Here is a 22,082-nt window from a genome sequence, read left to right as displayed (position 1 = left end):
TTGGGGGAGGGAAGCGGGCCGTCTGCCTGCGCTCAATCGGCCCTCGCCCGCGTCAGGCCGGCAAGACCAGGCTCGCTTCCAGTCCGCCCTGTGGCCGGTTGGCGAGCTTCAACGCGCCGCCATGCTCGGCCATGATCGCCCGCACCAGCGCCAGCCCAAGACCAGCGCCGCCCGTCTCCCGGTTGCGAGAGCCTTCCAGCCGGGTGAACGGCTCCATCATCTCCTCCATCCGGTCTTCGGATATGCCGGGGCCGTCATCCGCGACGATCAGCCGGATCGTCCCCTCGCCCCGTTCCACCGACACATGCGCTCGCTCGCCATAGACGATGGCGTTCTCGATGAGGTTGCGCAGCGCCCGGCGAATCTGCTGCGGCCGGACATTGGCCACCGCCCGTTCGCTGTCGGCCAGATCGACCGGGGAACCCAGTTCCAGAAAATCCTCGACCACTGCATCGGCCAGCGCCGACAGGTCGACCTTCTGCGGCGTTTCGCTGCCGCGTCCGGCACGGGCCAGCGACAATATGTCCTCCAGCATGCGGTTCATCTCATCGATCGTTTCGGACATGCGGGCGCGTTCGCCCTCATCCTCCACCGATTCGGCGCGTACCCGCAGCGAGGCCAGCGGCGTGCGCAGATCATGACCGATCGCGCCCAGCATCCGGTCCTTCTCGTTCAGCATGGCGAAGATGCGGCTGCGCATCGCGTTGAAGGCCATGGTGAGCTGCCGCACGTCGCCGGGGCCGCGTTCCTCAACCGGGTCCGCCGATCCGGTGCGGGCGAATTGCTCCGCCGACCGGGTCAACTGCTTCAACGGCCGCGCTAGTCTGCGTCCCACCCACAGCAGCGGCAGCAGCACGATCACGTAGAGGATCAACGTCTGCCCCACCAGCCATCCGCCGAAGCGCGGCTGCCGGTCTCCGATGCGCGTCTGCGTCAGCGCCCATTTGCCGGGTTGATATTCGACCGCCATCGCCAGGCGCGTCATGCGAAAAGGACCGTGCCGGTCCCCGCTCGCCCGCAGGCGGAAACTGTCCCAGCGCCGCAAGGGCAGCGCCTGGCTCTGTTCCACCGCATGAATGGCGCGGACCGACAGGCCGACATCGTCGAACATCGCCTTGGCGCGGCGTTCGATATCCGGCCGGGATTGGCCCTGCAAGGATGGAACGGCGTCCAGGAAGCGCACGCGGCTTCGCCGGTCGGCATCGTCGCCCCCGCGCCGATCCGGCCGGTTGTCGAGCGCGTCGACCATCCGGTAGACGCCGGGCGCGGTCTGGGCCGTCAGCTCGATCCGCTGGCGCTCCCGCAGCAACAGGGCGAAATTGATCGCCTGCGCCACGAACAGCGCCAGCGCGACGAGGATGATGATCTGGCCGACGACGCTTTGCGGCCAAGGACGCAGCCGCCTCACAGCTTTCGCACATCCGCGGACAGGGTGTAGCCGCCGCCCCAGACGGTCTTGATCAAGGTCGGGTTTTTGGGGTCGGGCTCTATCTTCTTGCGCAGGCGGCTGATCTGATTGTCGATCGCCCGGTCGAAGGCATTGGCCTCCCGCCCCTGGGTGATGTCCAGCAACTGGTCGCGGCTCAGCACCTGATTGGGCCGCGTCGCGAAGGCCAGCATCAGATTATATTCCGCCGTGGAGAGCGGCAGCGCCACCCCCTCGCTGTCGACCAGCGTGCGTTCCTGCGTCTTGAGCAGCCAATTGGCGAAGGCATAGGTGGCGCCGTCCGGCGCGGTGACGCGCTGGCCGCCGGTCGCGACGCGGCGGAAGATCACCTTGATGCGCGCGACCAGCTCGCGCGGGGAAAAGGGCTTCAGCACATAATCGTCCGCGCCCATCTCCAGCCCGACGATGCGGTCGGTCTCCTCCGATTTCGCGGTGAGCAGGATCACCGGAATCTCGCTGGTTTCGCGGATATGGCGGCAGAGCGACAGCCCGTCCTCGCCCGGCATCATGATGTCCAGGATCACCAGATCGATGGCGTTGGCGTTGAGGCGCATCCGCGCTTCCGCCGCATTTTCGACGGCGGTCACGCGGAAACCGTTGCGCGACAGATATTGCGCCAGCGGTTCGCGGATCGAGCGCTCGTCGTCGACAAGCAGCAGATGGGGTCGTTCGCTCATGGTCCGGTTCTTGTCATGGCTGGATGCGGGTTGGAAGGGCGAAGGCCCGCCAATCGGCGCCTTCGCCCTTTACCCTCAGTTGGCGGGTGTTGACGCCTTGCGGTCGCGCCAGCCATCACGGAAGGCCTGCCGCGCCGCCTTCATCTCGTCGGCGGTCACCTTGCCGTCATGATTGGCGTCAACCTTGTCGAACATGGTGAGCGGGCGGGCCATGAACTCGGCCTTGGTGATAGTCCCGTCCTTCTTCATCTCATCGCCCGTACCGCCACGCATGCCATGACCCCATCCGCGATGGCCCCAGCCCCGACCCTCCGGCCCCCCGGGCTTGCCCATGCGATCGTGCATGCCGTCCCGGCCCCGATGCCCGGCGGCAAATTCCGCCTTGCTGATCTGGCCATTCTTGTCGGTATCCAGCGCGGCGAAGCGTTCATCGAGCCGCTGCTGACGGAGGATGTCGCGATCCGCCTGGTCGAGCTTGCCATCCTTGTTGGCGTCCAGCCTGGCGAAGCGGGCTTCGAGGGCGGCGGTCAGTTCCGCCTTGGTGACGGCGCCGTCCTTGTTGGCGTCGGCCATCATCAGCATGCCGCCGCCACGCGGTCCGGCGCTGTCGTCCTGAGCGAAAGCAAGGTGCGAGGCAGCGAGCCCGCCGACGAACAGCGAGCCCAGCGCCACCGTGGTCATGAATTTGCGGATCATGGAAATCTTCCTTCAAAGCGTCTGTCACGAACGGCGCCCTGCCGTCCTTGAAGACGCTTATCGGGGAGTTTTGTCCCGCAAATTTGTCACGTCACCCGATAAAATGTCGCAATTTGTATCGGGCGGAGGCTTGGCTTCGGTTCCAAACTTCCTTCGTCATCCCCGCACAGGCGGGGATCCATCTCCCCAGCGTGACGATAGCGGCGACGCCGGGAGATGGGTTCCCGCCTTCGCGGGAACGACAATCAAATTCAACGGTCGCGGCGGCCCAGCAGACGCAAGCGAAGCGCGTTGAGCTTGATGAAGCCCGCCGCGTCGCGCTGGTCATAGGCGCCCGCATCATCCTCGAAGGTCACGACCTTCTCGCTGTAGAGCGAGTTGGGCGACTTGCGGCCGACGACATAGACGCCGCCCTTGTAGAGCTTCAGGCGGACGGTGCCCGTCACCTTTTCCTGGCTATGGTCGATCGCGGCCTGGAGCATCTCGCGCTCCGGCGAGAACCAGAAGCCGTTGTAGATCAGCTCGGCATAACGCGGCGCCAGCTCGTCCTTCAGATGCGCGGCGCCCCGGTCGAGCGTCAGTTGCTCGATGCCGCGATGGGCAAGGTGATAGATGGTGCCGCCCGGCGTTTCGTACATGCCGCGCGATTTCATACCGACGAAGCGGTTCTCGACCAGATCGAGGCGGCCGATGCCATGCTTGCGACCATATTCGTTGAGCGTCTCCAGCAGGGTCGCGGGCGACATGCCGACGCCGTTGATCGCCACGCCGTCGCCGCGCTCGAAATCGACGGTGATATATTCGGGCGCGTCGGGCGCGTCCTCGGGGTTCACCGTGCGCGAATAGACATAGTCCGGGGTTTCCTCCCACGGATCTTCCAGCACCTTACCCTCGGAGCTGGTGTGCAGCATGTTCGCATCGGTCGAAAAGGGGCTTTCGCCACGCTTGTCGCGGGGGATCGGAATCTGGTGCTTCTCCGCGAATTCGATCAGCTTGGTGCGGCTGGTCAAATCCCATTCGCGCCACGGCGCGATCACCTTGATGTCCGGGGCGAGGCCGTAATAGCCCAACTCGAAGCGGACCTGGTCATTGCCCTTGCCGGTCGCGCCATGCGACACGGCGTCCGCGCCGACCATCTTCGCGATCTCGATCTGACGCTTGGCGATGAGCGGACGGGCGATCGAGGTGCCGAGCAGGTAAAGGCCCTCGTACAGCGCGTTAGAGCGCATCATCGGGAAGACATAGTCCTTCACAAACTCTTCGCGCAGGTCGTCGATGAAGATATGCTCTTCCTTGACGCCCATGAGCTGCGCCTTGGCGCGGGCCGGCTCCAGTTCCTCGCCCTGACCCAGATCGGCGGTGAAGGTCACCACCTCACACTGATAGGTCTGCTGCAGCCATTTCAGGATCACGCTGGTATCCAGCCCTCCCGAGAAGGCAAGAACGATGCGGTTGATCTTGTCGGACATGGTTCGGGCGACTTTCCTTGAGGCTGAAGGGCCATGAAATTACCGGCGGGCCGGTATCAGGCAAGGCGCGTCAGTGCAACCGAATCGACCGAACTTATCCACGGCAAAGGGGGTGCCGGTGGGAAGCGGCACCCCCTTTTTCCCGCAAATCCAATCGAACTCAGCTTGTCCGGGGCTTGAAGACCCCTTCGCGCCGCCGATCAGAACCGAAGCGATAGACCGTCTGCATGGGTTGCGGCCGGGGCGAGTCGGCCGGAGCCATGACCGGCGCGGAGGGGATTTCCGCCCGCTTCTGCTGCTGGGCGAGCAGAAATTTTGCGCGGGTCATCCGCTTCGCATGTGTGCGGAACGGATTTTCCGGGCTGGGCGGCGCCGCCACCATCGCCTCAAGGCTGCGATTCTCATCGCTCCGCGCGGTGGGGCTCGCAGGGGGCGGCGTCATCAGCGGCATGGGGGCCATGGGTGCTGGGGCCGGTTCGACAGGGGCCGCCTCCCTCACCTCTTCCACCCATGCCTCCTCCGGCCCCTTGCGCCGGCGCAGCAAGGCGGCGCCCGCCAGCCCAAGGAGCAGCAGAGAAGCGCCGCCCAAGGCCCATAGCAGCGCCGGATCGATCCCGGCCTTGGCGGGAGGAACAGGCGCCTGGGTCGCCGGCGCCACCGGTTCAACCGGCGCGACGGTTTCAACGGGCGCAGGCGGAGTTGGAACGGGTGCGGTGCGCTGCACCGGCGGATCGGCGCGAGGCGCTGGCGCAGCGGGCTCCGCCGCCCGCTTCACCGCCCTTGTCGCGGATTTGGGCGCGACGCGCTTTGCGGCGACAGGCGGCGCGGTCTCATCCGCGGCTTGGGAAGCGGCGATGGCGGCATCCAGACGCTGCTCGACCGAGGTCGTCGGTTGGACCACCGGTTGCGTCGGCGCGAAAACCGGAGCAGGCGCTGCGGTCTGCGGGGCGGGCTCCGTCGGGGGCGCCGCGACAGCGGGTTCCGTGGGCGGAACGATGGTCTGCGCGAACAACGCGGGGGAACTGAGAGCCAGAACAGCGGCAATCGCGGCCCTGGCTGGGCGAACTGAGCGAATGTTTCCAGTCATAGCGCAGGTTGAACCCGCAAGCTTCACGATTCAGCGCAAGGCCCCGTCGACATTCCGGACCAATCGGGCAAAACCGCCGACGAATTGATCCCAACAGCTACAATATTAACAGCCATTCATCCCAGTCATTCGCATGCGGCGTTACACATATCGCCTGTTGCCATGGCAAATCATGAACCGTTACTTGGGCTCTGCGTCCTTATTGTCGCGAACCGCTCCCTCAATCTGACGGTTCTTCCGTTCTTCTTCCAGGGACTGTGCCTGGCGCTCGGCCTTGGTGCGGCCGAATTTGGCGCGATTGCTCTGCGCCAGACGGTCCTTTTCCGCTCGCGCCTTGGCCTTGCGGGCCTGCCGAAGATTGATGATGTCGCCCATAAGCAGGGACGGGCCTCTAGTGAGGGGATGGAGCGGGTAGCGGGGATCGAACCCGCATCACAAGCTTGGAAGGCTAGTGCTCTACCATTGAGCTATACCCGCCCGTCAGGTTGAGCGCCCTGCCATCATCGGGCGGGGTTCGTCAATATGGCAAAGCAATAAAGGCCAATATCCGCCTTAACCCCGCGCGATATTTGCACTATCAGGGGCCATGGCCACGCCTTCCCTGCGCCAGTTGGATATATTCGCGCAGATGGTGGCATCGGGCAGCCTCTTGCGTTGCGCCCGCGATCTGGGCATCACCGCCGACGATGTAGCGCGGGATCTGGCGTCGCTGGAACTGCGGCTGGGCTACCGCCTGTTCGACGATCTGGCCGGGGACGCCCGCCTCACCGCCGCAGGCCGGAAAACGGCGCAGGCCATGACGCTCTTGTCGCAGGATCAGCCGGACAACTGGCAGGTCGATCAAGCGGACGACATTGCGCCTCCCCCTGCCTCGCCCGGCGCTTTGCCATCCACCGCGCCCTCGCCTGCGCGGGAAACCATCGTCCTGGCCGCGCCCGCGCCGGTCTTCGGCCATTTTCAGGAGGCTCTGGCGGCCTTCGAAGCCGCGAACGACGATGTCGCCATCACGCTCGACCTGACGATCCATCTGGCCGAGGAAGCGGCCTGGGCGCTGCATCGGGGCAAGGCCGACATCGCCTATTTCTATGCCCTGGGCGAGACGGACGACCTGCCTTCTCGCTATGGCTGGTCGGAGCAGATCAACCTCTATGCCGGGGCCGATCATCCGCTCGCCCGGCGGGACAGCGTGGCGACGGAAGAGCTGGCCGTCATGCCAACGCTGGCGATGGAGCCGCGCAACGGGCTGCGACAGATTATTGACGAAGCGCTGCTGCGCGGTGGGGTGCGGCTGGGCGATCCGGTGCTGGAAACCGACAATCTTTTCGACATCATGACTATATTGCGCGAAGGGGCAGGCTGCTTTGCCGCCTTCGGTCCGCTGGCGCGCGATCTGGGGCGGATGACGGGGATCAGGCGGATCGCGCTCGAACGCCCCCTGCCCGCCATCGAAGTGCGGCAGGCCGTGCGTCCGCAAAGCCCCGCCGCCGCTGCGGCGTTGGCGGAATTTCTCTTTCTTTAACGCGCATTTGCGGCTGGATGAGGCGATTTCGCGGCCAGCGCTCGTCCATATGTCGAACCAGTGTTGATATGCTATATCATTTCAGATAGGAGAGCCCATCTCTTCCCGATTCAAGGATGACGAACCGAATGTATCGTTCCGCGCTGTTGCGTGCCGGTTGCGCCCTATCCGCACTTTCTGCCGCCTTTCCTGCCTTTGCCCAAGACGCCGCCAGCGACGCCGCGCCGCAGGCCTATCATGATCAACGAGCGGACATCGTCGTTACCGCCATCATCCCGCGGCGGCAGGGCGACATATTGTCGGGCACCTCTGTGGTTTCGGGCGAAGCGCTGACGCGCGCGCTGCGCCCCACCATTGGCGACACGCTGGCCCACCAGCCGGGCGTTTCAGCGACCTCCTTCGGCCCCAACGCCTCCCGCCCCGTCCTTCGCGGCTTCCAGGGCGAGCGCGTCCGCATCCTGACCGACGGCATCGGCAGTTTCGACGTGTCCAACACCTCGGTCGACCATGCCGTGGCGATCAACCCGCTGACCGCCGACCGGATCGAGGTGCTGCGCGGACCAGCGGCGCTGCTCTATGGTTCTTCGGCCATCGGGGGCGTGGTCAATGTGATCGACAGCCGCATCCCGCGCCGCGTACCCGATGAGCCGGTCCATATCGACGGCATCGCCACCTATGGCAGCGCCGCCGATGAGCGCACCGGATCGGGCGAGATCGAGGCGCCGATCGGTGACAAGATCGTGGTCCATTTCGACGGCAGCTATTCGAAGAGCGGCGATCTCGACACCGGCAATTATATCCTGACCCCCGCCCTGCGCGCACAGGCCGCCGCCAGCGGCGATCCGGCGATACGGGAGCTGGCCGATCTACGCGGCAAGCTGCCCAACAGCGCGGCGCGCACTTGGGAAGTGGCGGGCGGCGCGGCGCTGATCACCGACGGCGGCAATCTGGGCTTCTCGGTCGCGCATACCGACAATTTCTATGGCGTGCCGGTCCGCTATTCGCTCGATCCGGGCAGCGAGGCGGAACAGGTGCGGCTGCATATGAAGCAGGACCGCGCCGACCTGCGGGCGGAACTGCCGGTCAATGGCGGCTTTCTGGAATCCATCCGCCTGCGTGCGGGCTTTGCCGATTACCAGCATCAGGAGATCGAGCAATCCGGCGCGGTCGGCACAACCTTCTACAACCAGTCGATCGAATCGCGGCTGGAACTGGTGCAGGCCAAGCGCGGCGGCTGGGACGGCGCGATCGGCGCGCAGTTCTTCGCCCGCAATTTCCATGTCGTGGGGGAAGAGAAATTCCTGCCGCGCAACGAAACCGAACAATTGGGCTTCTTTACCTTGCAGTCCTTCGACCTGGGCACGACGCGGGTCGAACTGGGCGGGCGTTACGAACATACGCGGGTCAGCGCCGACGCGGACGAGACGCTGCTCAACCCGGCCTATCATCGCAGCTTCGACGCGCTGTCCGGTTCGCTGGGGATCAGTCAGGAAATCATCCCTGGCTGGCGCGCCGGGCTGAACCTGTCCCGCACCGAACGCGCGCCATCGGCGGAGGAATTGTTCGCGCGCGGCAACCATGCCGGGACACAGGCCTTTGAACTGGGCAATCCCAATTTCGGGCCGGAAAAAAGCTGGGGCATTGAAGGCACGCTACGCGGCCAGGGCAAGGGCTATACAATCTCGCTGTCCGCCTATCACAACTGGTTCGACGGCTATATCTATGATTCCCTGGCCGATGACAGCGTCTGCATGGCGGTCAATGGCGGCGAACCGCTCGACTTCCCCTGCTATCAGAACCTCCAGGCCAATGCCCGCTATCTCGGCTTCGAGGCGGAAGGCACGCTGAAAGTCGGGCAGATCGGCGGCTATGCCATCAATCTCGATGGGGTGGCCGACTATGTCCGCGCCACCATCAAGGGATCTGGCCCGGCTCCGCGGATTCCGCCGCTCCGCCTGTTGGGGGGCGTTGAATTGCAGGGCGATCGGCTGAACCTGCGCGGCGAGGTCGAACATAGTTTCGCGCAGGATCGCATTGCCGACACCGAGACGCCGACTGACGGCTTCACGCTGGTCAATGCGTCGCTTTCCTTCAAGCCCATCAAGGGCAATGACCGGACGACCATCACCCTGTCCGCCAACAACATCTTCGATGTCGAGGCGCGGCGAGCCGCCAGTTTCCTCAAGGATTACGCGCCCTTGGCGGGACGCGACATCCGGGTGACGGCCCGCCTGTCGATCTGACAAGCGGATCGATTGCGCAATGTGACGATTTTGTTACAAGGCGCCGGTGATTCAGGGGTGGCCATTCATAAGTCATGCACGCCTCGCGGCGTATAAAGGCGGCTGATGCGTCAGATCGCCGCCCTTCCCTATGCGACCGATCCCGATGGGTCGATGCGCATTCTTCTGATCACCTCGCGCGAAACGCGGCGCTGGGTGATTCCCAAGGGCAATCGCATCAAGGGCATGGCCGGCCATCGCGCCGCCGAACTGGAAGCCTTTGAAGAAGCGGGCATTCACGGCATCGCCTGCCCCGCGCCGATCGGCCGCTATCGCTATGACAAGAAGCGGCGGCGGGGCGACACCAAAGAGGCGACGGTCGAGGTTTTCCCGCTTGCAGTGACCGGCCAGTTGCCGCAATGGCCCGAACAAGGGCAGCGGGAACTGCGTTGGTTCCCCGTGGCCGAAGCTGCAAAGGCCGTCGACGAACCCGATCTGCAATCTATTATCGCAGCCTTTCGCGAACCCCCGAAAGACCCGGGCCTGTTCGTGCGGACGTTGTTGCGGATCAGGGAATGGCAAACCGAAAGGACTGGAATGCTGCGCTGGTTTCACGCGCTGATGCCCAAGCAAGGGCGCTTTTTCGAGCAGTTTGAGGATCATGCCGTGACCTTGGTCGCCGGCGCCGATGCGCTCGCCAGGCTGCTCAAGGGCGGGCCGGACATCGATGCCCATATCAAGGAGATTTCGGACCGCGAGCATGAAGCGGACGACATCATCCGCGAAGTGCTGCAGGACGTCCGCCGCATCTTCGTGACGCCGTTCGACCGCAGCGCCATCACGGGCCTGATCGGGGTGATGGATGACGCCATCGACCAGATGAACAAGACCGCCAAGGCGATCTCCCTGTTCGAGGTGAAGGAATTTCCCGCCCAGATGCAGGATATGAGCGCGCTGATCGTCGAATGCGCGCGGATCACGGCGGAGGCGATGCCGCTGCTGCGGTCGCTGAACCTCAATTCGGCGCGGCTGCATGACCTGACCGAGCGGCTGGTGAAGCTGGAGGGTCACGCCGACATATTGCATGAAACGGGCCTCAAGGCGCTCTATGCCCAGGCTCGGCAGGGCAATCCGATGGACTTCGTCGTCGGCAATGAGATTTACAGCCATCTGGAAAAGGTGACCGACCGGTTCGAGGACGTCGCCAATGAGATTTCCGGCCTGGTCATCGACCACGCCTGACCCGGTCAGAGCAAAATCATGGAAGCCCATATCGCCTTTCCGCTGCTGGTCGCGCTGATCGGCGTCGCGCTGCTGTTCGACTTTTTGAACGGGCTGCACGACGCGGCCAATTCGATCGCGACCATCGTGTCGACGCGGGTGTTGAAGCCGCAATATGCGGTCGCCTGGGCGGCGTTCTTCAACTTCATCGCCTTCCTGTTCTTCGGCCTGCATGTGGCGGAGACGGTGGGCAAAGGCATTGTCGACGCCAGCATCATCGATCCGCAGGTGATCTTCGGCGCGCTGATGGGGGCCATCGCGTGGAATCTGATCACCTGGGGGCTGGGCATACCCTCCTCCAGCAGTCATGCGCTGATCGGCGGGTTGTTGGGCGCGGGGACGGCCAAGGCGGGGCTGTCCGCCGTGGTGTGGAGCGGGGTGTTCAAGACCAGCGCGGCCATCGTGCTGTCGCCCGCCATCGGGCTGGTGCTGGCGTTGCTGCTGGTGCTGATCATCAGTTGGATCTTCCGCCGCTTCACGCCGCAGGGCGCGGACCGGGTGTTCCGCAAGTTGCAGCTCGTGTCGGCTTCGCTCTATTCGCTCGGCCATGGCGGCAATGACGCGCAGAAGACTATGGGGATCATCGCCGTGCTGCTCTATTCGCAGGGCATGCTGACCGGCGATTTCCACGTGCCCTTCTGGGTGGTGCTGAGCTGTCAGGCGGCGATGGGCATGGGCACGCTGTTGGGCGGGTGGAAGATCGTCCATACCATGGGGTCGAAGATCACGCGGCTGACCCCGGCGCAGGGTTTCTGCGCGGAGACCGGCGGGGCGATGACGCTGTTCCTGGCGACGCATCTGGGCGTGCCGGTGTCGACCACCCATACGATCACCGGCGCCATCGTCGGCGTGGGCGCGTCGCGGCGGCTGTCGGCGGTGCGATGGAATGTGGCGTCGAGCATTATCGTCGCCTGGGTCGTCACCCTGCCTGCCGCCGCCATCATTGGCGCGGCTTTCTATGGGCTGACCAGGCTGTTCTGATGCAAAAAGGGCACGGTCGGTTGTTCGCCGCGCCCCTTTCCCTTTCGAACTGGTGGCCGATCAGCTCACCCGGCCGAGGCGGTGATAGAGATTAGCGTATTTGACGGATTCGGGCTTGTCCTGAACCTCGCGCAGATAATGGGCGATGGCGGTGCGGATCAGGCCAAAATCCTCCTGCGAGAAAACTGCGCGGGAACGGGTGGGCTCGCGTGTTTCAGTCGTTTCCATCTGGTGTTCCTTTCCGTTGGGATGACATCAGAAACCATGAATGACCCCGCAAGGTAAGGGCGATTAGTGGGGCCGTGTCATGGGGTGACTTGTTCATATTGTCATTTTTTGACATAGTGACAGTATGGCGGATGACAGGAAACTCTATCTGGGGCCGAAGCTGCGGGTCTTGCGGCGGGAGCTGGGGCTGAACCAGACGCGGATGGCGGAGGAATTGGGGGTTTCGCCCAGTTACCTGAACCATCTGGAGCGCAACCAGCGGCCGCTGACGGCACAGATGCTGCTGCGGCTGGCCAATGTCTATGACATCGATATCCGCGATTTCGTCGCCAGCACGCAGGAAGGCGCAGCCAGCGCGCTAGGGGAAATCCTGTCCGATGCGCTGGTGCGCGACATCGGGATCGCCCGCGACGAGGTGTTGGAGGTCGCGGAAAATTATCCGGGGGTCAGCGAGGCGATCGGGCGGTTCTACCGCGCCTTGAGCGACTTGCGCCGCCTGCCCGAGCAGGTCGCGGCGGGTCCGGGGAGCGTGGCGCCGCTGCATGCGCCGCTGGACTGGCTGCGCGAGACGATATCGCGGGCGGGCAATCATTTTGCCGAACTGGACGCCGCGGCGGAATCGCTGGCGGAGGAGTTGGGGGACGATCCCTCGGCCATGCAGGCGGGCATCCGGGCGCGGCTGAAGGAACGCCATGGCATGGCGGTGCAGATCGTGCGGGAGGATGTGCTTGCCGGGACGCTGCGCCATTATGACATGCACCGGCGGCGGCTGTTGCTGAGCGAGCGGCTGGCCTCTTCGGGGCGGCTGTTCGCGGTCGCCTATCAGCTTTGCGTGCAGGAGCTGGCGGACGCGATCGGCAGCCAGGTGACGCGGGCGGGACCGCCGGACGAGGATAGCCGCCGCCTCGCCGGGATCGCGCTGACCAACTATGCCGCGGCGGCGCTGATCATGCCCTATGACCGCTTCGCCAAGGCGGCCGAGCAGAGCCGGCACGACCTGCCGCTGCTGCGGGCGCGCTTTGGCGTGTCGATGGAGCAACTGGCGCATCGCCTGACCAGCCTGGGTCGGACGGGGGCGCGGGGCGTGCCCTTCTTCATGGCGAAGGTGGACCGTGGGGGACAAGTCTCCAAGCGCTTCGATGGCGAGGCCTGGCCCTTTGCGCGATTGGGCGGCACCTGCCCGCGCTGGGACGCGCATGAGAGCCAGGAGCCGGACGCGGTGCGCCCGCAGATGATCGAGACGATGGACGGGCGGCGCTTCGTCAGCCTGACCATTGGCCTGCCAATGGAGGGCGGCGCGCGGGGGCGGTCGGTGATCGCGCTCGGCTGCGAGGCGAAGCATGGGCCAAGGATCGTGCACGCCGACGGGATCGACATGGAAAAGGGCGGGGTGACCGAGGTGGGGCCGACCTGCCATCTGTGCGAGCGGCGCAACTGCCCCGACCGCGCCCTGCCGCCGGTGACGCGGGCGCTGGATTTGCATGGCTATGAGCGGACGGTGGCGCCGTTTCCGTTTCGGCGGGTTTAGAGTGGTTTTGGACGATTTCGAAAAGTCAGCTTATGGACGAGCAAGGTCGGATAGCTAACGTTAGCCGGATGCATTGATCTGCAGGGAAGAATGCTGTTTCGCACGCTTGGGCATAGCCTTCAAAGCCTGGACAAACGGTGCAACAACACCAGCCTTGGAAAACTCGACAAGCTCATTGACCCCATTCGCGCTGCGCATATGCATCGCCTCGTATCGACAGACGGGAAGCTGACGGTTGTCGCGGAAACGACGATCCGGCCCGCCGTTCTTGTTCGGGTGCTTCCAAGTTCGATAGATAATCTCGCAATCCCGCGGCACCGTTCCCTCTTCGATGAAATTTGATGGCTGCCACTGAACCGTGAGGTCGGCATAGCTTACCGCACCAACCTTCCGGCCATCGTCGATAAAGGCAACATCCGGCAAGAAATAAATCACCTGCTTGCCGACGTGGATGGAGGGCGGCGTCACATTGCAGGTGACAGCTTTGGGAAGCGCATAAGTCAGCGTTGTGGGACTACGTTTGACGATATGGGAGGCCCCGGCGTTGCGCTTCCAGGTTGTAAGATCCTGCACACTACCGCCTGCCTCAATATGCCACTTTCCATGGCTTGCGGCCATCCTATCGAAGCTTTGGATCACCTGCTCATAAGCCGCCTGGGTATCCCCCTCGAGATCGTAAAACAGCACGACGGTCCGTTGATAGGAATCCAACCACGCGCCGAAAGCCCATGCCCCTAAACCGAGCAACCAGATGATTATGCCAATCGGTCCAGCAACCGCGACGGCCAAGAGACCAAGCAGCCCGAAGCCAAGTCCAAAGAGCAGAGCCGCGCTGGGCTTTTCCCGCTTCTCATTTATCTCGTTCAGAATCTCGGAATAAGCGCTGTCGCGCATTGCGAAGACATCGCCTGACTCTACCTCGACCATATGCACACCGCCTTCAAAACTGCCGGCAGGCACCTGTGGTTTTGCGGTGGTCGGGAGGGATTGCGCATTACGGCGCCGCGCTCCCGGTGAGCCAATCGTGGCCCGATAGTAGAAGCCTCCCCTTCCGGCATGGACATAGTGACCGCGTGGGCCAGAGCCCACCCGTAGCCCTTTCACGCCGACAGAAGCGCCCACACCTCCCGACGAGAAATTGAACCGAAACGGACCTGCCTTTATAGATTTGCGAAAGTAGAACGGCATGTTTCCCCCCAATCCCTACTTTGGTCTCTCACCGACAGAGCAAAATCAAGTGGAAGATATTCTGATGTGGAGACGTCAGCCTTTTGGGATTGACATAGCTCGACGTGAATGACCGACTATGGTGCGAAGCTAACTCCTGAAACTAAGTTTAAGACGAAAAAGGGGCCGCCGGGCAGGCGACCCCTTCTATCCTCTCCGCGAAAGCGGTCAGGTGTTTATCAGTCGGCCTTCGTTTGAAGGTTCACAGCCGCGTACTTGCCGCGACGGTCGACTTCGAGTTCGAAGTCGAGGCGATCACCTTCATTCAGAGCGCTCATGCCGGCGCGTTCTACGGCGCTGATGTGCACGAATGCGTCGGGCTGGCCGTCGTCGCGCTGGATGAAGCCGAAGCCCTTCATGGCGTTGAAGAACTTAACCGTGCCGCTGGCGCGCTCACCCGTGAGTTGGCGCTGCGGGCCGCGATCGCCGCCGCCCGGACGATCACCAAAGCCGCCAGCGCGGGGTTCGCGAGGCGCGCGATCGGTGACGGGGAGCGGTTCACCCTCAATCTTGAGATCGGTGGCCGACACCTTGCCGCCGCGATCGACCAGCGTGAAGCCAAGCTGCTGACCTTCGGCCAGGCCGGTCAGGCCCGCCTGCTCAACAGCGCTAATGTGGACGAATACGTCTTCCGCGCCATCGTCACGGACGATGAAGCCGAAACCCTTCTGGCCGTTGAAGAACTTGACCACGCCGGTGCCTTCACCAACGACCTGGGCGGGCATGCCGCGGCCACCGCCGCCGAAACCACCGCCGCCGCCGCCAAAGCCGCCACCACCGCCGCCGCCAAAGCCGCCGCGGCCACCACCGCCGCCGCCGAAGCCGCCGCGGTCACCGCCGAAGCCGCCACCGCCGCCGAAACGATCACCGCCGAAACCGCCACCGCTGAAGCCACCGCGGTCGCCACCGAAGCCGCCGCGGCCGCCTTCATAGAAACCCTCGTCGCCGAAACCGTCGCGCTTATCCTTGCCGCGCCCGCCGCGGCGACCTCTATCAAAACTCATGCCCTGTTGGTCACTTTCGCTTCGCCCCAGACTAAACCAGACAAGCATGTCGGGCGAATGACATGCAGAATCCACCGCCAAGTCGCGGTTTGGGAATCACTATATCAGCTTTTCAGGGCAGCGCGAATGATTTTTGAGGCGGGTAAAGGGCGTTAAAATGGCGACTTTGGGACGGAATGGACGCCTTTCGTTCCCATCGCCAAGGGGCGATTGCGAACTGGCCGCTTTCGCCATAGAGGGGAATCATGACCGTCCATTTCCATGAAGAGGATCTGCCCGAGGGCGTCCTTGCCCCCGGCCCGATCGCCGTCGACACCGAAACCATGGGGCTGATCACGCCCCGCGACCGCCTGTGCGTGGTGCAGATCAGCGACGGGAAGGGCGACGAGCATCTGGTGCGCTTCAATCCGGGGAGCGATTATGCCGCGCCCCATCTGCGCGCGGTGCTGGCCGATCCGGAGCGGCTGAAGCTCTATCATTTCGGGCGCTTCGACATCGCGGCGCTGAAACATTATCTGGGCGTGGTGGCGGCGCCGGTCTATTGCACCAAGATCGCGTCGCGGCTGGTGCGGACCTATACCGACCGGCATGGGCTGAAGGAGCTGGTGCGCGAGCTGCTGGGGCAGGAATTGTCCAAGGTGCAGCAGTCGAGCGACTGGGGCGGCCCCGTGCTGTCCGACGCGCAGAAGGAATATGCGGCGTCGGACGTGCGTTACCTGCATGCGCTGAAGGCGGAGCTGGATAAAAGGCTGATCCGCGAAGGGCGGATGGAACTGGCGCAGGCCTGTTTCGATTTCCTGCCGCACCGGGCGGAGCTGGACCTGGCGGGATGGCCGGAGATCGATATTTTCGCGCATATGTGAGGGTTTGATGTCGATTCAGGCCGATCAGCAACGCAATATGCGCCGTCACTGGGCGCGGCCGGGGGGGAGCCATGACCGGCTGGTCGGGCTGCTCAAGAACTGGCTGCCGGCGGCGGTCGGCGTGCTGGCGGCGTTGCTGGCGACGGCGCCCTTTACCGGGGGGGACAAGGTGAGCTTCGTGCTCGACAAGAACAAGGTCGAGGTGGCGAAGGAGCGGATGCGCGTGACCGAGGCGCTCTATCGCGGGGAGGATAGCAAGGGGCAGCCCTTCTCCCTGCGGGCGGGTTCTGCCGTGCAGAAGAGTTCGCGGGAGCCGATCGTCGACCTCAATGACATGTCGGCGCGGATTTTGCTGTCGGACGGGCAGGCTTTGCTGCGGGCGCAGAAGGGGCGGTACGACATGGATACGGAGCGGGTCGCGATCGACGGGCCGGTGCAATTCCAGTCGGAGGGCGGGTATCGGCTGACGACTCGGGATGTGGGCGTGGACCTCAAGTCGCGGCGGATGCAGAGCGCGGGGCGCGTGGATGGGCGGATACCGATCGGGACGTTCAGCGGCGACCATCTGGAGGCGGACCTGGGCGCGCGGACGGTGACGCTGAACGGGCGTGCGAGCTTGCGTATCGAACAAAATGGCCTCAAAGGGCGGAAGTGATGAAAAAGACCCTATTTTTGGTGTCGTTGGGTGCGCTGGGTGCGGCTGGTCTCGTCTATGCGGGGGCGGACGCGCAGGTGCTGAAGAATCATGACAGCAATGCGCCGGTGAACTTCACCGCCGACCGGATCGAGGTGCAGGACCGCGCGGATCGCGTGATCGTGTCCGGCCATGTCGAGGTGACGCAGGCGGGCATGACGCTGAATGCGGCGCGGATGACGGTCGCCTATCGGAACCAGCCGGGCGGCGGGACGGGAACCAATGGGGTGGAGATCGACCGGATCGACGCCTCCGGCAATGTGGTCGTGACCAAGGCGGACCAGACGGCGAAGGGCAATGTCGCCATCTATGACTTGAACAGCAAGCTGATCACCATGTTGGGCAATGTGTCGCTGACGCAGGGGACGAACCGGCTGACCGGGGGGCGGCTGGTGATCGATCTGACCAGTGGGCGGTCTACCGTGGATGGGCGGGCTGCGGCCGGGGGCGGTTCGTCGGGCGTTTCCGGTGGGTCGGGCGGGCGCGTGTCGGGGACTTTTACGGTGCCGCAGCGGAAGGATTGAGCCTGGGTTCAGGGTTCCGCTGATCGCGAGGAAGCGGGTTTTGGCCAATAATTGCCATTAAGCGCGTCGTGCTCCTGCGCAGGCAGGAGCCCAGTTCGGGTGGTGCCATGATGCACGAAGGGCGGGACTGGGCTCCTGCCTGCGCAGGAGCACGTTTTGCCCAAGGCGAACATCAACATCCGCTTCTCACCCTAGCTGCCGCTTCGGAGCGTTCGGCGGCGCGGTTACGGCCGTACGTCCCAGCGGATGAGCTGGACGCCCCCTTCCTCCACCGTCAGTTCACCGAAGGCGCCGGTGCGGAGTTTGAGGTTAGCGAGCGGCAGGCCTAGCGCCAGCAGGGCGAAGCGGGCGGCGCCGTTGCTGGTGACGAGGAGGTCGGCGCCCTCCCCTCCTTGCGCGAACCAGTCTTTCCAGGCGGCGATGCGCGGTTCGGCGTCGACTTTCCAGTCCTGGGGCGGGATGCCCCGTTCATCCCAGGCGGCGAGGGCTTCGGCGCCAAGGCGGGCGAGGACTTGCGCTTCGGGCTGGCCTTCGTCGGGGCCGTGGTCGATCTCGTTGAGCCAGGGGAGCGGGCCGTCAATGGGGTGGCCGGTGGCGGCGGCGATGCGGGCGGCGGTTTGCCGGGCGCGAAGGAGCGGGCTGCTGTGGAGGCGGCGGATGGACAAGTTCTGCGCGGCGAACCAGGCGCCGAGGCGGTCGGCCTGGGCTTGGCCGCTTTCCACCAGCGGGATGTCGGTGCCCGCGCCGATGCGGCGGGCCTGCGCGCCGCTTTCGAAGGTGTTGCCGTGGCGGATGATGAAGATGCGGCGCATGGATCAGGGCGTGGGGTCGCCATGGGTGGCGATCAGGGCTTCGACGCGAGCGATGTCGGCTTCGGTGTCAATGCCGGAGCTGTCGAAGATCGGCGGGGAGACCGGGACGGTCGCAACCGGGATGCCGAGTTCGAGCAGACGGAGCTGTTCGAGGCCTTCGAGATTTTCCAGCGCCGTGGGGGGCGTGGCTTCGAAGCGGGTCAGCGCTTCGAACGTGTAGCCGTAGAGACCGACATGGCGCCAGACCGGGGAGAGCGGCTGGCTTTGGCGCAGGGCGTCCTCGTTGCGGATGGCGGGGATGATGGTTTTCGAGAACCAGAGGGCGCGGCCGTCGGGCGCGCGGGCGCAGGTAGTGCCGCTGAAGGGCGAGCGCGTCTTGTGGTCGCGCAGGGCGTCGAGCGCGGGCCAGTCCAGGGCGATGACGGGGGTGGCGACCTGCGCGCCCGCCTCCAGCGTGGCGATGACGGCGCGCAGGGCGTCCTGGGGCTGGAAGGGGCTGTCGCCCTGAAGGTTGACGATGAAGCGGGGTCGGTTCTCGCATCGCCGGGCGGCGGCGAGGGCGCGGCCGGAACCGGTGGCTATCGCGCTGTCGGTCATGGCGGCGTCGCAGCCCGCGGCGCGGGCGTGGGCGGCGATTTCCTCGTCGTCGGTGGCGACCAGCAGTTGGGTGTGCGGGAGGCCGGTCGTGGCGGCGCGGGCCATGGCGATGGTCCGGTGCAGCAAGGTGCGGCCCGCGATGACGCGCAGCGGCTTGCGCGGGAGGCGGGAGGAAGCTGCGCGGGCGGGGATGACGATGAGGGCGGGTGGGGTCATTTCAGAATGAATGCCGTTGAGGGGCTGCGTGAAGGGGCATGTGCGGCAAAGCAGTCAGGGGGCGAGATTGGATTGGGTGGACGAATTGGGAAGGTCGGGAAATGGCTAATTGTAGCCGTTAAATCCTCCCCACGCTCCGCGTAGAGAGGGTCGAAGAGAGGCACGTGACTCTCTTCGACGCCGCCGGAGGCGGTGGTGGAGGGGAATTGGCGCGACCTGCGTATTTTCCCCTCCGTCAGCACTTCGTGCTGCCACCTCCCCATCTCTCGATGGGGAGGATTAGAAACGTCCGCTTACCACTCAAATCGATCAGTCCGACGAACCCCGAATTTGCTCGCCCCGCCCAGGCTCCTGCCTTCGCAGGAGCACGGTCGTTCTTAGGGCGAGTGCCGCTCAGGCGACGCCCGCGTGGAGCAGGTCGTGCATGTGGAGCGCGCCGATCAGCCGGTCCTTTTCGCAGACGAAGAGGAGCGTGATATTATGGTCGTGCATCAACCGCAGCGCTTCGGAGGCCAGTTCCTCCGGGCCGACCGACAGCGGTTCCGCCGTCATGTAGCGGCCGACCGGCTCGTTCATGTGCCGGGTGCCGGTGACGGTGCGGCGCAGGTCGCCGTCGGTGAAGGCGCCGATCAACGCCCCGGCGCCGGTGACGACCGCCGTGCCGCCCAGGCGGGCGCGGGTCATTTCGATGGTGGCGTCCAGCAGCGACGCGTCCTCCTCCACGCGAGGCACGTCGCCGCCCGAGGCCATGAGTTCGCGCACCTTGACGAGTTGCGCGCCCAGCCGGCCATTGGGGTGGAATTTGTGGAAATCGTCCGCCGAAAAGCCGCGCATCTCCATCAGCGAAATGGCCAGCGCGTCGCCAAAGGCCATCTGGATCGTGGTGGAGGTCGTCGGCGCCAGCGAATTGGGGCAGGCTTCCTTCACGTTCGGCATCAGGATGCAGATGTCCGACGCCGCCGCGACCGTGCTGTGCGGGCGCGCCGTCATGGCCAGCAGGGGGATGGCGAAGCGCTTGCAATATTGGATGATCGGGCCAAGTTCGTTGGACTCGCCCGAATGGGACAGCATCAGCACGACATCGTCCGGCGTCACCATGCCCAGGTCGCCATGACCGGCGTCGGCGGGATGCAGGAAGATGGCGGGCGTGCCGGTGGAAGTGAGCGTCGCCGTCATCTTGCGCGCGACGATGCCGCTCTTGCCCATGCCGGTGACGATCAGGCGGCCGCGCACGCTCATGATGACGCCGACCAGCCGCAGGAAATTGGCGGAAAATTCCCGGTCGTTAAACTGGTTTTCGAGGGCGCTCAGCCCTTCGGCCGCGATGGACAAGGTACGACGCGCGGTTTCCGCAATGCGCCCGCCTGAGCCGAATGGCACGATCTTCGTTACTGTCGACACGCGTAAGCCCTTTTTTCCACCGCCGTTGCCGGTTCGATCCAGCTTCCGGCAGTGGCGACGGATCACCGCCCCACGGTGGTCCGCCCTTACCTCGTTCCGCGACCCGACCGGTTGGAGCCAACCGGTACCCGGTTGATGTGGATAGGCGTCTTCCCTTAGAAATGGCAATCTATTTCGCAAGTGCGAATGAAGATTTACGCGCCATTAACGCCACAATGGATCAAAAAGCGATCAGCCGATCATCATTGTCGCCGGGGCGCGGAACCTTTTGCGGCGGCGACGGTTCTGGCCACCCTGCCCCGTCCCAAAATGCGCGGCGCGCCATCTTTATCCATGATAAGCGCGGTACCAGTCGACGAAGCGCGGCACGCCCACCTCGATCCCGGTAGTCGGCGCGAAGCCGATGTCCTGGGCGATAGCGCTGATGTCCGCGAAGGTTGCGGGCACATCGCCCGGCTGCATCGGCTGGAAGTCGATCTCCGCCTTGCGGCCGCAGGCTTCCTCCAGAACGGCGATGAGGTGCATCAATTCTTCGGGGCGGTTGTTGCCGATATTGTAGAGCCGGTGGGGCGAGCGGCTGCCCCCCGCCTTGGGCGCGCCATCATCCTCCGGCGCATGGTCGAGGCAGCCGATCACGCCGCTGACGATATCGTCGATATAGGTGAAGTCACGCTGCATCCGGCCATGGTTGAACACCGGGATCGGCTGGCCCGCCAGAATCTTCGAGGTGAAAATCCACATCGCCATGTCGGGGCGGCCCCAGGGGCCGTAGACGGTGAAGAAGCGCAGGCCGGTCATCGGAATGCGGAAGAGATGGGCGTAGGTCTCGCTCATCAGCTCGTCGGCGCGCTTGGTCGCGGCGTAGAGCGAGACGGGATGGTCAGCGCGGTCCTCGACGCGGAAGGGCAGCGTGTCGTTGCCGCCATAGACCGACGAGGAGGAGGCGTAGACCAGGTGCCGCACCCGCCGTTCCCGCGCCACTTCCAGCATGTTGACATGGCCGGCCAGGTTGGAGCGGACATAGGCGTGCGGGTTGATCAGCGAATAGCGCACGCCCGCCTGCGCGCCGAGATGGATGATCGCGTCGATGGGATGGTCGTGCAGCGCCGCCTGGAGTGCGTCCATGTCGGCAAAGTCCAGCTCCGCGAAGGTGAACAGGCCGCCATGGCGATCATGCAGGGCGGCGATCCGGTCGCGCTTCAGCGAGACGGGGTAATAGTCGTTCATATTGTCGATGCCGAAGACGGCCCGGCCTTCGGACAGAAGACGGTCCGCGACGGCCATGCCGATGAAGCCGGCGGCGCCGGTCACGAGGATTGTCATGGGCGAGTTCCTGTCTTTGCCTGGCGCTGGAGTCTTTCACAGACAATCCGGGGAGCGATGTAAAGGGCTTTCCCCATAAGGTGCGTGTTAGTGCCTAAAAATTGCTGGGTTGGGGGTGGGAACAGAGCTTCTCCACGCTCGTCACCCCGGGCTTGACCCGGGGTCCCGCTGTCTGAGGTTGGGCACTGCATCCAAAGAAAAGCGGGACCCCGGGTCAAGCCCGGGGCATGGCTGATGATCCTTCACGGGTTAGCCTTTCCCTAATCATTGGCGGATATGGCCGGGG

21 protein-coding genes, 1 tRNA gene and 1 pseudogene are annotated in these 22,082 nt (G+C 64.6%); 8 read left to right on the top strand and 15 right to left on the bottom strand.

Annotated elements, in window-relative coordinates; all coding sequences use genetic code 11:
* Positions 1–52 precede the first annotated feature (52 nt).
* The 7 genes from HUK72_RS14890 to HUK72_RS14860 form a co-directional block, all read right to left on the bottom strand.
* A complete protein-coding gene (locus HUK72_RS14890; RefSeq protein ID WP_176597419.1) occupies positions 53–1,408 on the bottom strand; it encodes an ATP-binding protein in 1,356 nt (451 codons plus the stop codon).
* The gene (locus HUK72_RS14885) at positions 1,405–2,124 is read right to left on the bottom strand and encodes a response regulator (RefSeq protein WP_176597418.1); all 720 of its coding nucleotides are present in this window, start codon (positions 2,122–2,124) and stop codon (positions 1,405–1,407) included. Before HUK72_RS14885 ends, HUK72_RS14890 begins: the two co-directional genes overlap by 4 nt.
* Positions 2,125–2,199: 75 nt before the next feature.
* Complete coding sequence (locus HUK72_RS14880) at positions 2,200–2,820, bottom strand: EF-hand domain-containing protein (RefSeq protein WP_176597417.1); 621 nt, start codon at positions 2,818–2,820, stop codon at positions 2,200–2,202.
* Between the two features lie 251 nt (positions 2,821–3,071).
* On the bottom strand, positions 3,072–4,289 hold the full coding sequence (locus HUK72_RS14875) for an argininosuccinate synthase (protein WP_176597416.1): 1,218 nt from the start codon (positions 4,287–4,289) through the stop codon (positions 3,072–3,074).
* 160 nt (positions 4,290–4,449) lie between these two features.
* The gene (locus HUK72_RS14870; protein WP_176597415.1) at positions 4,450–5,301 is read right to left on the bottom strand and encodes a hypothetical protein; all 852 of its coding nucleotides are present in this window, start codon (positions 5,299–5,301) and stop codon (positions 4,450–4,452) included.
* Between the two features lie 255 nt (positions 5,302–5,556).
* Positions 5,557–5,751: a DUF4169 family protein gene (locus HUK72_RS14865; protein WP_176597414.1), complete on the bottom strand. Its 195-nt coding sequence runs from the start codon at positions 5,749–5,751 to the stop codon at positions 5,557–5,559.
* A gap of 28 nt (positions 5,752–5,779) precedes the next feature.
* Positions 5,780–5,853, bottom strand: a tRNA-Gly gene (locus HUK72_RS14860).
* Between the two features lie 109 nt (positions 5,854–5,962).
* Here HUK72_RS14860 and HUK72_RS14855 point away from each other — a divergent pair.
* The 4 genes from HUK72_RS14855 (at position 5,963) to HUK72_RS14840 (ending at position 11,379) form a co-directional block, all read left to right on the top strand.
* Complete coding sequence (locus HUK72_RS14855; RefSeq protein WP_176597413.1) at positions 5,963–6,895, top strand: LysR family transcriptional regulator; 933 nt, start codon at positions 5,963–5,965, stop codon at positions 6,893–6,895.
* A gap of 128 nt (positions 6,896–7,023) precedes the next feature.
* A complete protein-coding gene (locus tag HUK72_RS14850; RefSeq protein ID WP_176597412.1) occupies positions 7,024–9,138 on the top strand; it encodes a TonB-dependent receptor domain-containing protein in 2,115 nt (704 codons plus the stop codon).
* A 105-nt stretch (positions 9,139–9,243) separates the two neighbouring features.
* Positions 9,244–10,359 (top strand): DUF47 family protein, encoded by a 1,116-nt coding sequence (locus HUK72_RS14845; protein WP_176597411.1) that lies wholly within the window; start codon positions 9,244–9,246, stop codon positions 10,357–10,359.
* A gap of 18 nt (positions 10,360–10,377) precedes the next feature.
* Positions 10,378–11,379: an inorganic phosphate transporter gene (locus tag HUK72_RS14840; RefSeq protein ID WP_176597410.1), complete on the top strand. Its 1,002-nt coding sequence runs from the start codon at positions 10,378–10,380 to the stop codon at positions 11,377–11,379.
* Positions 11,380–11,439: 60 nt separating this feature from the next.
* Here HUK72_RS14840 and HUK72_RS14835 read toward each other — a convergent pair whose 3' ends face one another.
* Positions 11,440–11,607, bottom strand: a complete 168-nt coding sequence (locus HUK72_RS14835) for a hypothetical protein (RefSeq protein WP_169576117.1) — start codon at positions 11,605–11,607, stop codon at positions 11,440–11,442.
* Positions 11,608–11,731: 124 nt separating this feature from the next.
* On the opposite strand from HUK72_RS14835, the gene HUK72_RS14830 reads away from it, so the two are divergent.
* The gene (locus HUK72_RS14830; protein ID WP_176597409.1) at positions 11,732–13,135 is read left to right on the top strand and encodes a short-chain fatty acyl-CoA regulator family protein; all 1,404 of its coding nucleotides are present in this window, start codon (positions 11,732–11,734) and stop codon (positions 13,133–13,135) included.
* Positions 13,136–13,195: 60 nt separating this feature from the next.
* Here the strand turns inward: HUK72_RS14830 and HUK72_RS14825 are convergent, their stop codons facing one another.
* From HUK72_RS14825 to HUK72_RS27595, 3 genes and pseudogenes are all read right to left on the bottom strand, one after another.
* Positions 13,196–14,062, bottom strand: a complete 867-nt coding sequence (locus tag HUK72_RS14825; RefSeq protein ID WP_255325735.1) for a hypothetical protein — start codon at positions 14,060–14,062, stop codon at positions 13,196–13,198.
* A gap of 114 nt (positions 14,063–14,176) precedes the next feature.
* Positions 14,177–14,323, bottom strand: a pseudogene (locus tag HUK72_RS27650) (DUF4236 domain-containing protein); the annotation flags it as partial.
* Positions 14,324–14,541: 218 nt separating this feature from the next.
* Positions 14,542–15,366 carry a cold-shock protein gene (locus HUK72_RS27595; RefSeq protein WP_176597407.1) on the bottom strand — a complete coding sequence of 275 codons (825 nt, stop codon included), beginning with the start codon at positions 15,364–15,366 and terminating at the stop codon, positions 14,542–14,544.
* Between the two features lie 245 nt (positions 15,367–15,611).
* Here HUK72_RS27595 and HUK72_RS14815 point away from each other — a divergent pair, with 245 nt between their 5' ends.
* The 3 genes from HUK72_RS14815 to HUK72_RS14805 are packed head-to-tail and all read left to right on the top strand — an operon-like array spanning position 15,612 to position 17,447.
* On the top strand, positions 15,612–16,229 hold the full coding sequence (locus HUK72_RS14815; protein ID WP_176597406.1) for a ribonuclease D: 618 nt from the start codon (positions 15,612–15,614) through the stop codon (positions 16,227–16,229).
* A 7-nt stretch (positions 16,230–16,236) separates the two neighbouring features.
* Complete coding sequence (locus HUK72_RS14810; RefSeq protein ID WP_176597405.1) at positions 16,237–16,884, top strand: LPS export ABC transporter periplasmic protein LptC; 648 nt, start codon at positions 16,237–16,239, stop codon at positions 16,882–16,884.
* Positions 16,884–17,447: an LptA/OstA family protein gene (locus tag HUK72_RS14805; RefSeq protein ID WP_176597404.1), complete on the top strand. Its 564-nt coding sequence runs from the start codon at positions 16,884–16,886 to the stop codon at positions 17,445–17,447. The genes HUK72_RS14810 and HUK72_RS14805 overlap by 1 nt, the downstream gene beginning before the upstream one ends.
* 224 nt (positions 17,448–17,671) lie before the next feature.
* On the opposite strand, the gene HUK72_RS14800 is transcribed toward HUK72_RS14805, so the two are convergent.
* The 4 genes from HUK72_RS14800 to HUK72_RS14785 all read right to left on the bottom strand — a co-directional run bounded on the left by HUK72_RS14800 (position 17,672) and on the right by HUK72_RS14785 (position 21,796).
* Positions 17,672–18,259, bottom strand: coding sequence for a histidine phosphatase family protein (locus HUK72_RS14800; RefSeq protein WP_176597403.1), 588 nt, complete (start codon positions 18,257–18,259; stop codon positions 17,672–17,674).
* A 3-nt stretch (positions 18,260–18,262) separates the two neighbouring features.
* Positions 18,263–19,072 (bottom strand): 3-deoxy-manno-octulosonate cytidylyltransferase, encoded by an 810-nt coding sequence (locus HUK72_RS14795; RefSeq protein ID WP_176597402.1) that lies wholly within the window; start codon positions 19,070–19,072, stop codon positions 18,263–18,265.
* Positions 19,073–19,465: 393 nt separating this feature from the next.
* Positions 19,466–20,473 carry a KpsF/GutQ family sugar-phosphate isomerase gene (locus HUK72_RS14790; RefSeq protein WP_176597401.1) on the bottom strand — a complete coding sequence of 336 codons (1,008 nt, stop codon included), beginning with the start codon at positions 20,471–20,473 and terminating at the stop codon, positions 19,466–19,468.
* A gap of 327 nt (positions 20,474–20,800) precedes the next feature.
* Positions 20,801–21,796 carry an NAD-dependent epimerase/dehydratase family protein gene (locus tag HUK72_RS14785; protein WP_176597400.1) on the bottom strand — a complete coding sequence of 332 codons (996 nt, stop codon included), beginning with the start codon at positions 21,794–21,796 and terminating at the stop codon, positions 20,801–20,803.
* Between the last annotated feature and the right edge of the window lie 286 nt (positions 21,797–22,082).

The sequence above is a fragment of the Sphingobium sp. 15-1 genome (assembly GCF_013375535.1).
In the GTDB taxonomy this organism is placed as follows: domain Bacteria; phylum Pseudomonadota; class Alphaproteobacteria; order Sphingomonadales; family Sphingomonadaceae; genus Sphingobium; species Sphingobium aromaticivastans.
This window is presented reverse-complemented; position numbering and strand designations above follow the sequence as displayed.